Genomic DNA, 14,838 nt, shown 5'->3' with positions numbered 1-14,838 from the left:
AGGTTCGCCCATGTCGTACAGACTCCTGGTTACCGCATGGTAACGCTTTGTGCCGGGTGTTACCCGATGGTGACGGGTTAGCGGGTGCTCATGTTACCGCATGGTAACGGGACCCTCTGGATGATTTTGATGATTGTCAAAATCATCTTTGAAAACAGTCTGGTATAAAACCAGGCATTTTTTGTGCTTTACATATGCCATGCAAGCATATTCTTCCCTGCCCGTCGCCGTGCATCGTACCTTGCACCCCGCCCGGGGACTGCAGTTGGCGGTGATGACCTGCCAGACCCTCTCCATTCGCCTCGGCGGCTGTGACGCCTGTGTGCGGGTCTGTCCCGTTCAGGCCCTGCGGCCGTCGAGCGCCGACGCGGCGCCGGAACCCGCCGAGGGTTGCACCGGCTGTGGCCGTTGCGTGGCGGCCTGTCCCATGGGCGCCTTGTCCCTGGAGGGGGTCGGGTCCGAGGCGTCGCCGGCCACGCATCTGGAGTGTGAGCAGGTTCCGCCTTCTGCGCGCCTGCCTCGATCACGGATGGTGCCCTGTCTGGGCGGGCTGGATGCGGCCGCCCTGATCCACGCCCATCGTCTGGCGGGGGAGGGACCCCGGTTGGTGGATCGTGGACTCTGTGCCCACTGCCCTTCCGGTGGCGGGGCAGAGATCCATCCGTCCCGGGCGACCCTGGATCAGGCCCGCCATCTGCTGGAAACCATGGGGGTCCCCCTGTCTCACCTGCCGCGCCTGCAATCGGCCCCGGCCCCGGGGGCTTGCGGGGTGACGGCACAAGATCCCTCGATCCCCGACGCCTCACGCCGGGCCTTTCTGGGCCGCCTGGGGCTGGAGGCGGGGCGTTTGATGGGCCATACCGTACCGGCGATGTCGCTCGTCTCCCCGGCGACCGGGACGGCGTCACTCACGGCACCCCCAGCCTTGTCCCGCGTGCCGTCGGCCCGGCCTTCGGATGCCCGTCTGCGTCTGCTCAACGCCTGTCTGGAACTGGCCCGGCAACAAGCTTTACCCATGCCCCATGGACTGTTCAGTGCCATGGAAGTCGGTGATGACTGCCGCGGCCATGGGGTCTGCAGTTCGGTCTGCCCCACCGGGGCCCTGTTTCGTCGGCAGGAGGAAAGCGGGTCCACGGCATTGATCTTTGATCCCTGTCACTGCATCGGTTGCGGGGCCTGTGAGCGGGCCTGTCCGGAGCAGGCCCTGCGGATTGAGGCACGGCAGGACGATGACTGGCGCTTGCCGGAAGTCCTGCGCGAGTTCGGTTCGCGCACCTGCCGCCGCTGTGGCAGTCCGTTCCAGACCCTCGGCGATGAGAGCGAATGTGTCCCCTGCGCCCGTTCCCAGGCCTTTGCGAGATCCCTGTTTCGGCAAATGGCCGAATGTGAGGATTCGGCCCGGATAGCGGACCCATGTCATCCCCCGGAGGCTGCTCCGGATGCGCCCGGTGTGTCCCGGGCCTGAGTCAACCCTGAGGAGGGATCTCGATGAAGCTGCTTGAAACCTTGATCAATCGGCGCCGTTTTCTCAAGGCCACCGGCGCCGTGGCGGGTGCCGGGGTGGTGGCCGGTGGGGCCGGGGTGGTCCCCGGCCTGACGACCCTGTCCCATGCCCGGTCGCCGGCACCGTCGGCCGATACCACCATCACCAAGAACATCTGCCATCAGTGCCCGGCCCGTTGCGGCATCGATGTCTACACCACCGGGGGCCGGGTCCACGCCATCTACGGGACCTCGGACCACCCCATCTCCAACGGCAAGCTCTGCCCCAAGGGTCCCCTGGGGGCCTACATCCTCTATGACCCCGATCGTTTCAAGGGGCCGATGAAGCGCACCAACCCGAGCAAGGGCCGGGACCAGGACCCTGGCTTCGTGCCCATCAGCTGGAACGAGGCCCTGGACATGGTGGCCGAGCGCCTCAACGGGCTGCGTGAGCGGGAGGAATCCCATCGCTTCGCCTTGCTCTACGGGCGCGGCTGGGGCGCTTCCTGCGCCGGACTGTTGGGCAATTTCGGCAAGCTTTACGGCTCCCCCAACGTGGCCATCGGTCATTCCTCCATGTGCTCCGACGGCAGCATCATCTCCAAGAAGGCGGTGGACGGCATCGGCGGGTACAACAGCTATGACTACAAGAACGCCAACATGCTGCTCATGTTCGGTGCCGGTTTCCTGGAGGCCTTCCGTCCCTACAACAACAACATGCAGGTGTGGGGTTACATCCGCGGGGTGAAGGTGCCCAAGACCCGCATCACGGCGGTGGATGTACACATGAACACCACCCTGGCCGGTTCGGATCGGGCCCTGCTCATCAAGCCGGGGACGGATGGTGCCCTGGCCCTGGCCATCGCCCACGTGATCCTTGTCGAAGGGCTGTGGGAGAAGGCATTCGTGGGTGATTTCGGCGACGGCGTCAACCGCTTCATCCCGGGCGAGACCGTGGACCCGGACAGCTTCGAGGAGAAGTGGGTCAAGGGATTGGTGGAATGGTGGAATGCGGAACTCAAGGATCGCACTCCCCGCTGGGCGGCCCAGGTCACCACCTTGTACGAGCGGGATATCCTGGCCACCGCCCATGAGTTCGGTACCACCCGTCCGGCCATCGCCCTGTATGAGCGGGGGGCCCATGCTCACAGCAACGGCATCTTCAACGGCATGGCCATCCACACCCTCAATGCCCTGGTGGGGTCCCTCTACGCCAAGGGCGGCCTGGCCTACCAGGTGGGGCCCTCCTACGGTCCTTTGCCGGTGAACGCGGATGACTACCTGGATGATTGGGCCAGAGCCGGTGGCTGGAAGGCGCAGCCTCGCATCGACCTCAAGGGTCATCCCGACGGCTACCTGCTGGCCAACAACATGATGCAGGAGATCGGGCCCAACTCCCTGCAGGGCAAGCCCTACAAGCTGGATACCATCATGTTCTACCTGAACAACGCCATCTGGACGGCGCCGGACGTGAAGGCCTGGGAGGCGGCCCTCAAGGAACTGTTCGTCATCGAGACTTCCCCGTTCCCCAGCGAGACGGCCATGTTCGCCGACGTGATCCTGCCGGACCACACCTATCTGGAGCGGCTGCAGGATGCGCCCACCTATCCCTTCCAGGGCTGGCCCATGACCCAGTTGCGGGTGCCGGCGGTCAAGCCCCTCTACGATACGAAATACTTCGGTGATGTCCTCATCGAATTGGGCAAGCGGATCAATGGTTCCATGGGCGAGTACTACCAAGCCCTGGACAACACGGAGAACGTCATTCGGCACCTGGCCAAGGGCTTTGAAAGCGACCCCGGCGACAACGGCGTCAATTCCTTCGAGAGCTGGAAGGAAAAGGGGGTCTGGTACAAGCGGGTCTACCCCTATCGGCAGATCGATGGCGAGTTCTATGAGTGGGACGGCCAGGACCATGCCCGTCTCATGTCCGCCGATGAAGTCAGGGGCGCGTTGTTCAAGACCGCGTCCGGCAAGTTCGAGATCCGTTCCGGCTGGCTGGAGGCCCATGCGGACTGGATCGCCGCCAAGACCGGTCGTGACCCGTCCCGGCTCATGTTCCCCATCTGGGAGGAACCCAGCCATCCCGGCGGTGGTGATCTTTACATGGTCACCCCCAAGGTGGCGCTGCACGCGGAAGGGCGGGGCGCCAACCTGCCGGTGGCCATCGCCAACATGCAGCCCACCCTGGGTGGCCGCAATACCATTTACATCGAAATCAATCCCAAGACCGCCCGGGCCCGAGGCATTCCGGACGGGTCACGGGTGCGCATCAGTTCCGATCTGGGCGCCATCGAGGGCTTCTGCAAGTACTACGAGGGGGTGCGTCCGGACACTCTGGTATTCCCGATGGAGCACGGCCACTGGGCTCACGGACGCTGGGCCAAGGGACGCAAGCCCGGCCACAGCGGCGAAATCACGGTGAACCAGTCCGACCGCATCACCGGCCAGTGCAGTTACTACACCACCAAGGTTCGCATCGAGCGCGCCTGAGCGCGCTGGCGGTCAGAGGAGACATGAGACATGGCGAAATGGGGAATGGTCATCGACCTGGACACCTGCACCGGCTGCCAAGCCTGTACCACGGCCTGTGCCATGGAAAACAGCCGCCTGCCGGGGGAGAACTGGCAGGACGTGCTCTTCTATCACGAGGGCAAGTATCCCAACGTGCAGCTCAAGTGGCTGCCCCGTCCCTGCATGCATTGCGAAAACCCCTCCTGTGTCTCGGTGTGCCCCACCCGGGCCACCTACAAGGACCCGGAGGGCGGGTTCGTGCTCATCGACTGGAACCGCTGCATCGGCTGCAAGTACTGCCAGGTGGCCTGTCCCTACGGGGTGCGTTTCTACACCGATGAGAAGGCGGTGGTGCAGCCGGACATCCGCACGGTCTTCCCGTCGGAGGAGGGCCGCCAGTGGGATCCGCCCTGGAAGGGACCCCAGGACGACCCCCGTCGGGGCATCGGCATCCAGCCCCACGGGGTCGTTTCCAAGTGCACCTTCTGTTACCACAAGGTGAGCCAGGCCCCCGCGGGCGTGCCGGACCTGGACGAGGACATCCCGGAACTGAAGGAATACGTGCCCGCCTGTGTGCGGGTGTGCGCCCCCAAGGCCCGTTTCTTCGGTGACCTGGATCATCCGGAGAGCCGGGTGAATAAGCTCATCGCCGATCACCGGGGCACCCGGCTGAAGGATGAAACCGGCAACAAGCCCCAGGTCTATTACCTGTCGGGCGGCGCCTCCGCGGCAGTGCCCTCACTGCGTGCGGTCCACCAAGACAAGGCTTGAGAGGAATCCAGACCATGACCACTGCAACCATGGACAACAAGGGCATCCAGATGCCCATCCTGCTGGTGGCGGGGATCGGCTTTCTGATCACCGCCGGGCTGGTGATGTTCAATCTGTCCAGCCAGGGCCATGCGGCCTTCAACATCTCCAACGACGGCCTGTTCTGGGGTTTTCCCATCGTGGTGTATGACTTTTTCCTGCTCACCTCCACCGGCATCGCCATGGTGGCCTGCTTCGGTTTTTTGTTCACCGGCGAGACCTTCCGTCCCCTGTTTGCGCGCAGCTTGTGGTTGGCCCTGGCCGGTCTCAGCGGTGGGGTGGCGGTGCTGATGATGGAGTTGGGCTACCCCCTGCGGGCCATGTTCCTCATTCCCTTCAGTTTCGCCTTCAGCTCCCCCTTGTACTGGAAGGTGCTGGCGGTGATCGGTTTCACCGTCTGCCTGCTGCTGTTGATCTGGCGTGCCCGGGCCACCCAGTCCACCCTGGACAGTCTGCGGGGGCTCACCCGGCTGACGTTGCTGTTTGCCATCCTGGTGACGGCCCTGGCAGGGGTGGTGTACGGCTCCCAGAGTTTCCGCCCCTTCTGGGCCTCCGGTGACATCCCGGCCGCCTTCATCGTGGAATCCATCGTCGGCGGTCTGGCCTTCGTCTATTTCTTCACCCTGTTGGCCTACGGCTTCCAGGCCGACAAGGTGCCGGTGTCCATTCGTTCGGTGTTTGCCGGGAGGATGGGGGGCGTCTTCGCCTGGGCCATCGTGCTGCATCTGGTGTTCGTGGTGGGCCGGACCGTCAACGGCCTGTACGGCAACGTGGAAGGTCTGCAGGCCTGGCAGTACATCGTTTCCTCCCCCCTGTACTGGATTGAACTGGCGGCCCTGATGACGGCCCTGGTGATCATGTTCAGTCATGCCCTGCGGCGCAACATTCTGGTCCAGGTGGCCGCCGCCGTGCTGGTGATGGTGGGGCTGTTCATCGGTCGTTACGAGTACATCATCGGCGGCCAGATCATCCCCCTGTTCAAGGGTAGCTGGGCACCGCCGGTGCTGTCCTATGCCCCGTCGTCCACGGAGTGGCTGTTGCTGATCATGGCCATCTTCCTGGCCAACGTGGTCAACGCCCTGGGCGGGGTGCTGGGGATCACCCGCAGCCGCTGACTAGGCCACGTTCCCGTCACGCCCCCGGGTGCCGGATGCCCGGGGGTTCTGCAGTCACGGCAAATTGATGAAGGTGATTCCATGTACGACGTCGGCCGAGAGATCGAACGCGCCGCCTATTATCTGTGCCTGTCCCGGGCCTTTGCGGTCCCGGCCCCCGGCACCCTGAGTGCCCTGCGGGATACCCTGCCCCTGGACCTGGAAGCGGCCGCCGGACCCTGCGGCTATGACGTCGAGGTCCCGCTGGCGGCCTTGCGGGACAGCCTGAGGGGCCTGGATGACCCGGGTCTGCTGGTGGTGTATTCCCGTCTCTTTCTGATGCCGGGCGCGGATCATCCCAGTCTCAACACCGCCAGTTACCTGGATGGCACCATCGCCGGCGGTTCGGTGCATGCTATACACGGCTGCTACCGGCGCTGCGGTCTGGACAAGGGCGAAGACTTCCACGATCTGCCGGATCAGATCAGTGTGCAGCTGGAGTTTGTGGCCTGGCTGCTGGCGGCCCGTGCCGAGGCCGCAGCCGGGGAGGGTGAGCCTGCGCCAATGACGGCCGATGAGTTTCTGCAGCATTTCGTGGCCCGCTGGGTCACGCCGCTACGGCTGGATATCGAGCAGGCAGGCCGCCGATTCGAACTGCCCGACCATCCCTACACGGCTCTGGCCTGCCTGCTGGAGGCGGCGGTACAGGCGGACATGGCTGGCCATGTGTCGGCGCCCCCCGTCCCATGCCAAGGCGGTGAGGACATCGATCCGGAGATCGCCCGTCTGCGTGCCCAGTATGCCGGTCGCCACCTGAGCGAGGCGGACATGGCGGTGATCCGGGAGCGACTGGCGGCCGACGGCCTGCCCGCCGAACATGTGGCGATCCCCGTGGACGAGCGGGATCAGGTCATGGGGATGGCCGCCATGTGTCCTCCGGGTCTGCCGGGAAGACGGCGATCCTTTTCCGGCCGGTAAGTGAAGTGACCCCACCCAACAGATCCGAAGGCCTTCGGCGGGAGACAGAACACCCCATGGAGCATTCCCCACCCATCCTGGGTTTTGCCGCCTGGAGCGGTACCGGAAAGACCACCCTGCTGGTGCAGTTGATCCCCCTGCTGCGGGAGCGGGGCATTCGGATTGCGGTCATCAAGCATGCCCATCACACTTTCGATGTGGATCAACCGGGCAAGGATAGCCACGCACTGCGCAAGGCGGGTGCCGAGCAGATGCTCATTGCCTCCACTCAGCGGTTTGCCCTGATGGTGGAGCAGCCCGAGTCCCGGGAGCCGGATCTGTGGGAGCTGATCGGGCACCTGGATGCGTCCCGCACCGATCTGATCCTGGTGGAGGGATTCAAGGCGGAGCCCTTCCCCAAGCTGGAACTGTTTCGTCCCTCCCTGGGCAAGCCTGCCCGCTACCTTCAGGACCCGGACATCATCGCCGTGGCTACGGACGAGCCGGTATCGGTGCAGACCGCTTTGCCCGTACTGTCGCTCAGCGATGTGGGACAGATCCGGGATTTCATCCTGAACTGGGCGTCATTGTCCTGAATCCGGGGCTGGCAGTGTTCCTCTTGATGAAGGGCTGATCGCTGTCTGGATGGCCTCTAGGCCCAGAGAGGCGGGTGCGCCAAGTGCATCATATATGTTTGATCATATATGCGTAAATGCGTATTCTACACGAGCAATGCCATTCTCCCGGAGACAATCATCATGACCGAAGTGACCGTATTCGACCCACCCCAGTGCTGTGCCAGCGGCGTGTGCGGACCCAGTGTGGATCCCAAGCTCTCAAAGTTGGCAGGGGATCTGGCCTGGCTGCGTCATGCCGGCGTGACCGTGACCCGTTACAACCTGTCCCAGCAACCCGGCGCCTTCGTGGAGAACGCGACCATTCAGGCCATCCTGGAGCAGGACGGCGAGGGCGCCCTGCCGGTGTTCTTGGTGAACGGAGAGGTCAGGAGTCGGGGTGTGTACCCGGATCGGGAGCAATTGGCCCAGTGGACGGGTCTGGAGGTGGAATGCAGCAAGAGCGTCAGTCCGGGTAACAGTTGCTGCGGCTGAATTGAAGCTTCTCCACCCTCACCCCAACCCCTCTCCCGCCAGCGGGAGAGGGGCTCTGACTTCCTTTTCTCCCTGAGGGGGGGGCCTGGCTCCCTTCTCCACTCAGGGGGACATGAATTCACATCGAGGCTTCTCATGAATTTCCTGCAAGACCCCACCCGACATCTCTTCTTCACCGGCAAGGGGGGCGTGGGCAAGACCTCGCTGGCCTGCGCCGGTGCCCTGGCCCTGGCTGAACAGGGTAGGAAGGTCCTGCTCATTTCCACCGATCCGGCTTCAAACGTGGACGAGGTCCTGGAAACCCCCCTCTGCGACACGCCGACCCCCATCCGGGGCGTGCCGGGCCTCATGGCCCTGAACATCGACCCGGAAAAGGCCGCCGCCGACTATCGCGAGCGGGTGGTGGGTCCCTACCGGGGCAAACTCCCGGAAACCGTGGTCAACAGCATGGAGGAACAGCTCTCCGGGGCCTGCACCATGGAGATTGCGGCGTTTGACGCCTTCGCTGCCCTGTTGGGGGATCCCGGATCCACCCGGGACTTCGATCACCTGGTCTTCGATACCGCGCCCACGGGGCACACCCTGCGCCTCTTGTCCCTGCCCCGCGCCTGGACCGGGTATATCGAAAGCAATACCTCCGGTACCTCCTGCCTGGGGCCGCTGGAGGGTTTGGCCGGCCAGAAAGAGATCTATGCCCGGGCCATGGAGAGCCTTGGCGATGGCCGACGCACCACTCTGGTACTCGTCAGCCGCCCCGAGGCGGCGGCCCTCAACGAGGCGGCCCGTTCCAGCGGGGAACTGCGGGAGTTGGGTGTGGCGAATCAGCATCTGGTGGTCAACGGCCTGTTCCGGGCCGTGGCTCAAGATGATCCAGTGGCCCGCGCCCTGGAGGCGCGGGGGCGCCAGGCCCTGGAACGCATACCCGCCATGCTGAGGGACCTGCCGCGCAGTGAACGCCCGCTGCGGGGTCGTCCCCCCATGGGGCTGGAAGGCCTGCGCATCCTGCTGGCCGACACGGAGCCCGCGCCCGCGCCCGAGCCCGGCGAATCGTTCCCGGTGCCGGAGGGGGAATCCTTCGATGCACTGGTGGATGCCCTGGCAGTCGGTGGCCATGGTGCCATCATGACCATGGGCAAGGGCGGTGTGGGCAAGACCACCCTGGCGGCCCGCATCGCGGTGGCCCTGGCCGAGCGCGGCCACAAGGTCCATCTGACCACCACGGATCCGGCGGCGCATGTGCAGGCCGCCGTGGGCGAGATGCCCGAAGGCATGACCATCGGGCGCGTGGACCCGGTTCTGGAAACCCGGCGTTATCGGGAAGCGGTCATGGCCTCCGCCGGCAAGGATCTGGACGAGGAGGGCCGCCGCTTGCTGGAAGAGGATCTGCGTTCTCCCTGTACCGAGGAGATTGCCGTCTTCCAGGCTTTTGCCAAGACGGTCGATCAGGCCCGGGAACAGTTCGTGGTCCTGGACACGGCACCCACCGGCCACACCATCCTCCTGCTGGATGCCGCGCAGGCCTACCATCGGGAGTTGGGGCGCCAGAGCCAGGGCGTGCCGGAGGCAGTGGAACAGCTGCTGCCCCGGCTACGGGATCCGGCCTTCACCCACGTGCTGATCTGTACCCTGCCGGAGGCCACGCCGGTGCATGAGGCCGCGGCGCTGCAGGCGGATCTGCGGCGGGCCGGCATCGAGCCCGCCGGCTGGATCGTGAATCAGGCACTCAGCCCGGTGACGGTGAGCGATCCCGTCCTTAAGGCGCGACAGGCTGCCGAGGGCCGATGGATCCGGGAGATTCTTGAGCAACATCACCAAAGACTGCTGGTGGTGCCCTGGAGCGAGGTCCACGACTGACCGGACAGGTCATCGCCGTCATGCGCCTGCGTGACTTCATCTCAGATCCAGGGTGCATGGGCACCCTGGATGTCGTTCAGTCCAACAAACGTCGTCTCAGCGGCCGTAGCCGGGTCCCGTGCCGTCCCCAGGTCCCATGCCGCCACCAGGTCCCATGCCGCCACCAGGTCCCATGCGCCCACCCCGAGCGGGGGGCTCGTCCGGCAGTTCAACGCCCATTTCCTCGCCCCGCGCCTTCATGCGGGCGTGGTGTTCCTCCCGGATCTGTGCCTTTTCCTCGGGTGTGGTTGCCGCCCGCATCCGGGCACGATACTCGTCCCGCTCCTCCTGGGTCATGAGTTGGCTGCCGTAGATGGTCTTTTCCTCTTCCATCGCCTGGACCGCACCCAGCGCGGGCAGCAGGCCGAGAGCGACGGCAAAACCAAAAATGAGTGCCTTGTTCATGGCGTAGCCTCCTTGTGGAGTTAACCTGTGTCTCCCGCGCCCTTCGCTTGGACGAAGGGCGCGGCGGGGCGATGATTTTTCCTTGCGGATGAGTCGCCCTGCGCCTGATGTTGCGCGCTGCGCGGCCTCGTATCCGGGAACTTCGTCGCAATTCAGGCGGCCGCCGGGATGATTCCTGGTTATCTCATGGCGTTGCCTCTTGACCGGGGTCCTCGGCCCTTGGGTCCAGGTGCATGGTTTCCTGAGTAGCTCCCTGCATGGTCTCCAGTCCGACGAAGGTGTGCCGCACCTCTGCCACGGGCGGTTGGATGCGGGTCCGCCAGATGGCATGCATGGCCATGCCGGAATAGATGAAGACCAGGAACAGGAACAGCCAGCCCGGCTCACCCCACTGCATCAAGGGTGCCGCCACCGCCGGACCCAGCGTGGCGCCGGCGCCGAAGACCAGTAGCAGGCCGCTGGACACCGCGACGAAATTGCCTTCCGCCGCCCGGTCGTTGGCATGGGCCACGGCCACCGGATAGATCGTATGCATGGCCCCCCCCAGCAAGACCACCATCAGGATCACCTGCGTCGGTTCACGCAGATCCAGGCTGTAGAGCAGGAAGGACAGGCCCGCCCCGGTCAGGGCGATGGCCACCACCACCCAGCGCCGGTCCAGCCGGTCGGAGAGGCGGCCTATCGGCACCTGCATGAGTGCACCGCCGACGATGGCTCCGGCCACCAGCAGGGCGACGGCCCAGACCGGCAGGCCGATGCTGTTGGCATAGACCGGCGCCAGGGTGCCGAAGGCCCCATTGGCCAGGCCGACGCCGAAGCAGGCCACCACGGCAATGGGAGACACCCGGATGAGTCGCTTGAAGTCCAGCTTGACCTCGTGCAGCGGCTCAGGCGCCCGGCTGGAACTCAGGGCGGTGGGGATCAGGGCCAGACAGGCCAGGATCGCCACGATCACGAACGGTTCAAAGCCACCCGGCTGATAGAGCATCACCGCCAGCTGGCCGAGCACTGAACTGGCCAGGTTGACCACCATGTAGCGGGCAAACACCCGTCCGCGGGTCTCGCTGCTGGCGCTCTCGCTGAGCCAGCTTTCGATGATCATGGTGGCGCCGGCAAAGGCGAAACCGGTCATGGCGCGGACCAGAATCCACGCCAGGGGCGAAACGTACAGGACGTTGATCAGGGCGGTCATCGCCACCAGCGCCGCCATCACCCCGAACACCCGGATATGACCTACCTTGGCCACCAGGCGCGGCACATACAGGCAGCCGGCCACGTAGCCGGCGGCAAAGGCACTGCCGATGAGACCGATCAGGGATGTGGGAAAGCCTTCCAACTCGGCGCGAATGGGCAGCACCAGCCCCAGCATGGCGCCGGCAGCAAACAGCAGGCCGGCCCCGAGCAGCAGTGCCCGTGTTCTTATGGGAAGATGTTCAACCATGTTGACCGTGGAGCTTGGGTTTGCTTTTCAGTATCCGGATGCAGACCCACGGGTCAAGTTCAAGGTCCCCCGCGTGAGCGGGGGGCTTTGAAGGGTTCGAGGGGTGGTTCAATACTCGATGGTGCAGCCGCAGGGGCGGGTGTCGGGCATGCCTCTTTTCCCCGTCCGCCGATTCGGTCATCATGTGCCGCAAGCTCAAGCAATGGTCATAGCCCGTCTTCGGGAGACATGCATGTTCGCACCCGCGGTTCGTCCCATCTGGTTGCTGATCGCCCTGTTTTCGGCGACGTCTGCTGCGCTGAGCATCGGCCTGACCGAATGGTTCAGCCTGCACCCCTGCCACCTGTGCATCTTTCAGCGCCTGCTGTTCATGGCCCTGGCCGTACTGGCGCTGGGCGGCGTGGTGTTCGGGGCTGCCTCGGCGGGGATGATTGCAGGGGGGCTGGTGCTGGCCACGGCGGGTGCCGGCCTGGGGGTGGCGGGCTATCAGAGCTGGCTTGAGCGCCAGCCGCCGGATTTGGGGTTTTCCTGCGTGGGGCCTCAGATGGGCATCATTGAACGCCTGGTGGAGTGGTTGGGGCAGCAGGTGCCCACACTGTTCCTGGCCACCGGTCTGTGTGACGAGATGGGTCCCCAGTGGCTGGGGATCTCCTTCGCCAATGCCGCGTTCGCCGGCTATCTGCTGGTATTCGGCCTGGCCGCCTGGGCGCTGTGGCGCAGCCGGTAGCCCTTTACGTGGTACGTCTTTGTGAGTTAGGATACGCATCCCTGATGACGCCGCCTTCAGATCATGGGTCCGGGCCTACAGCGGTGTCAGACACGATGAATCCGGCGGATTGATTGCTGATTCCAGTGCTCAATCCGGCGTGAGTCTTGAGTTTTTGTTTGTTCAAGGCCCCTAATGGGGTTTTTTTGTTAGCTGGCCAGCAATGTTGTCAGTCGTCCGGTAGGGCGGGATGGCAAGGTGGCATCCGGTACGGTGCCGGGCCGGCGAGTATTCTTGAATGGGCCGTAGGCCCATTTTTTGTTTGTGGAGAGTGCGTGAGTCAGGACGCCCTGGAATTGAAAGAGTTGATCACTCCCGTCATCGCCGGACTCGGTTTCGAGCTCTGGGGGCTGGAGTACCGTGTGCAGCGCAACAGTGCCTTGCTGCGCATCTTTATCGATGGTCCCAATGGCATCAACCTGGATGACTGCGCCGCAGTCAGTGACCAGGTCAGCGGTGTCCTGGACGTGGAAGATCCCATCCCTGTTCCCTACCGGCTGGAGGTTTCATCCCCTGGGATGGACCGGCCGCTGTTTACCCCGGATCAGTTCCGACGCTACCAGGGCGAAGATATCCGAGTCCGCCTGAACTGGCCGGTCGAGGGGCAGCGCAATTACCGTGGCCGGATCGCCGGTGTCGAGGAGACCGCAGTGATCCTGGCGGTGGAAGAAAATTCCGTGCGACTGCCTCTGGAAGCCATCTCCCGGGCACGGCTGGTGCCCAAATTCTAGATAATCCGTGTCCTGTCCGGCGGGGGCTGTATCCCGGCCCAGCGGGACAGTCCTGTGGAGACGTACTGATGAACAAAGAAATCTTGCTGGTGGTGGACGCCGTCTCCAACGAGAAAGGTGTCGAGAAGGCAGTGATCTTCGAGGCGATCGAGGCCGCGCTGGCCTCTGCCACGCGCAAGAAGCACGGTGGCGACATCGATGTGCGTGTCAGCATCCACCGGGACACCGGGGATTACGAGAGCTTTCGCCGCTGGCTGGTGGTGGATGATGAGGACCCCGAGTTCGAATCCCCGGATCGACAGATCCTGTATTCCTACGCCATCCAGAAAAACCCCGATGTCCAGGTGGGTGAATACGTCGAGATGCCCATTGAGTCGGTGGATTTTGGTCGTATTGCCGCCCAGACCGCCAAGCAGGTGATCGTGCAGAAAGTGCGCGAGGCCGAGCGTGCCAAGGTGGTGGATGAATTCCAGAGCCGTGTCGGTGAGCTGGTGATGGGCGTGGTCAAGCGCTCGGAGCGCAATGGTGTGTTTCTGGATCTGGGGGGCAATGCCGAGGCCTTTATCCCCCGGGACGAGATGATCGCCCGTGAGTCCGTGCGCCCCAATGATCGCCTCCGCGGCTATCTCAAGGATGTGCGTACCGAGGCTCGTGGTCCCCAGCTGTTTGTCAGCCGTACCGCCCCCGAGTTTCTGGTGGAGCTCTTCAAGCTGGAAGTGCCGGAAGTGGGGCAGGGCCTGATCGAGATCATGGGCGCGGCCCGTGATCCCGGGATGCGCGCCAAGATTGCCGTCCGATCCCTGGATCCCAGGCTGGACCCGGTGGGCGCCTGCGTAGGCATGCGTGGTTCCCGGGTGCAGTCCGTATCCAATGAACTGGCCGGAGAGCGAATTGATATTATCCTTTGGGATGACAATCCCGCTCAGTTCGTGATCAATGCCATGTCCCCGGCCGAAGTCCTGTCCATTGTGGTGGATGAGGATAATCGGGTCATGGATATCGCCGTAGCGGAAGAAAAGCTCTCCCAGGCCATCGGCCGTGGTGGGCAAAATGTCCGCCTGGCCTCTCAGTTGAGCGGCTGGGAACTCAATGTCATGAGCGAAAAGCAGGCGGTGGAAAAGAGCGAGAGCGAGTCCGCAGAATTGCAGCAGATGTTCATGGGCAGTCTGGACGTGGATGAGGAAGTTGCGGCCATTCTGGTGCAAGAAGGCTTTTCCAGCATTGATGAAGTGGCCTATGTGCCCACCACAGAGATCATGCAGATCGAAGAGTTCGACGAAGATATGGTCGAAGAGCTCAGACGTCGGGCGCGCGATGCACTGCTGACCCGGGCCATTGCCACCGAAGAGCAGGTGACCACGGGTGAGCCGGCGCAGGATCTGCTGGAGATGGATGGTATGGATCGTGAGTTGGCCTACCGACTGGCATCCCGCGGGGTCTGCACCATGGAAGACTTGGCGGAACAGTCGGTGGACGACTTGGTAGAACTGGCACAGATCGATGCCGAGCAGGCCGCCGGCCTGATCATGGCTGCCCGTGCCCCCTGGTTTGCGGACCAGCCAAAAGACGCATAAGACAGTTGGACCGGTGTGCGCCAGCCGTGCGCACGCCCCGCGACCCTGAGTCGCGGCCAGGG

13 protein-coding genes are annotated in these 14,838 nt (G+C 64.1%); 11 read left to right on the top strand and 2 right to left on the bottom strand.

Annotation, left to right across the window (positions count from 1 at the left end; translation table 11 throughout):
• The first annotated feature begins 199 nt into the window (after window positions 1–199).
• The 8 genes from LQ952_RS04405 (at window position 200) to arsA (ending at window position 9,820) form a co-directional block, all read left to right on the top strand.
• Complete coding sequence (locus LQ952_RS04405) at window positions 200–1,465, top strand: 4Fe-4S dicluster domain-containing protein (protein WP_238621444.1); 1,266 nt, start codon at window positions 200–202, stop codon at window positions 1,463–1,465.
• Between the two features lie 23 nt (window positions 1,466–1,488).
• Entirely contained in the window at window positions 1,489–3,975 is a 2,487-nt protein-coding gene (locus LQ952_RS04400) for a molybdopterin-dependent oxidoreductase (RefSeq protein WP_238621443.1), read from the top strand.
• Window positions 3,976–4,005: 30 nt separating this feature from the next.
• Window positions 4,006–4,767 carry a 4Fe-4S dicluster domain-containing protein gene (locus LQ952_RS04395; RefSeq protein ID WP_371200083.1) on the top strand — a complete coding sequence of 254 codons (762 nt, stop codon included), beginning with the start codon at window positions 4,006–4,008 and terminating at the stop codon, window positions 4,765–4,767.
• Between the two features lie 14 nt (window positions 4,768–4,781).
• Window positions 4,782–5,921 carry an NrfD/PsrC family molybdoenzyme membrane anchor subunit gene (gene nrfD, locus LQ952_RS04390; protein ID WP_238621442.1) on the top strand — a complete coding sequence of 380 codons (1,140 nt, stop codon included), beginning with the start codon at window positions 4,782–4,784 and terminating at the stop codon, window positions 5,919–5,921.
• 81 nt (window positions 5,922–6,002) lie between these two features.
• A complete protein-coding gene (locus LQ952_RS04385) occupies window positions 6,003–6,878 on the top strand; it encodes a TorD/DmsD family molecular chaperone (protein ID WP_238621441.1) in 876 nt (291 codons plus the stop codon).
• A 56-nt stretch (window positions 6,879–6,934) separates the two neighbouring features.
• Entirely contained in the window at window positions 6,935–7,453 is a 519-nt protein-coding gene (gene mobB / locus LQ952_RS04380) for a molybdopterin-guanine dinucleotide biosynthesis protein MobB (protein WP_238621440.1), read from the top strand.
• Window positions 7,454–7,615: 162 nt separating this feature from the next.
• Entirely contained in the window at window positions 7,616–7,966 is a 351-nt protein-coding gene (arsD, locus tag LQ952_RS04375; RefSeq protein ID WP_238621439.1) for an arsenite efflux transporter metallochaperone ArsD, read from the top strand.
• Window positions 7,967–8,101: 135 nt separating this feature from the next.
• Window positions 8,102–9,820: an arsenical pump-driving ATPase gene (gene arsA, locus LQ952_RS04370; RefSeq protein WP_238621438.1), complete on the top strand. Its 1,719-nt coding sequence runs from the start codon at window positions 8,102–8,104 to the stop codon at window positions 9,818–9,820.
• A gap of 96 nt (window positions 9,821–9,916) precedes the next feature.
• Here the strand turns inward: arsA and LQ952_RS04365 are convergent, their stop codons facing one another.
• Both LQ952_RS04365 and LQ952_RS04360 read right to left on the bottom strand, forming a co-directional pair.
• Window positions 9,917–10,264, bottom strand: coding sequence for a hypothetical protein (locus tag LQ952_RS04365; RefSeq protein WP_238621437.1), 348 nt, complete (start codon window positions 10,262–10,264; stop codon window positions 9,917–9,919).
• 184 nt (window positions 10,265–10,448) lie between these two features.
• Window positions 10,449–11,705: an MFS transporter gene (locus LQ952_RS04360; protein ID WP_238621436.1), complete on the bottom strand. Its 1,257-nt coding sequence runs from the start codon at window positions 11,703–11,705 to the stop codon at window positions 10,449–10,451.
• Between the two features lie 232 nt (window positions 11,706–11,937).
• Between LQ952_RS04360 and LQ952_RS04355 the strand changes: the two genes are divergently transcribed.
• The 3 genes from LQ952_RS04355 (at window position 11,938) to nusA (ending at window position 14,776) form a co-directional block, all read left to right on the top strand.
• Complete coding sequence (locus LQ952_RS04355; protein WP_238621435.1) at window positions 11,938–12,432, top strand: disulfide bond formation protein B; 495 nt, start codon at window positions 11,938–11,940, stop codon at window positions 12,430–12,432.
• 329 nt (window positions 12,433–12,761) lie between these two features.
• Window positions 12,762–13,202, top strand: coding sequence for a ribosome maturation factor RimP (gene rimP, locus LQ952_RS04350; protein WP_238621448.1), 441 nt, complete (start codon window positions 12,762–12,764; stop codon window positions 13,200–13,202).
• A 68-nt stretch (window positions 13,203–13,270) separates the two neighbouring features.
• On the top strand, window positions 13,271–14,776 hold the full coding sequence (gene nusA, locus LQ952_RS04345) for a transcription termination factor NusA (protein ID WP_238621434.1): 1,506 nt from the start codon (window positions 13,271–13,273) through the stop codon (window positions 14,774–14,776).
• Window positions 14,777–14,838 lie beyond the last annotated feature (62 nt).

The organism is Ectothiorhodospira lacustris, assembly GCF_022227785.1.
GTDB lineage: Bacteria > Pseudomonadota > Gammaproteobacteria > Ectothiorhodospirales > Ectothiorhodospiraceae > Ectothiorhodospira > Ectothiorhodospira lacustris.
This window is presented reverse-complemented; position numbering and strand designations above follow the sequence as displayed.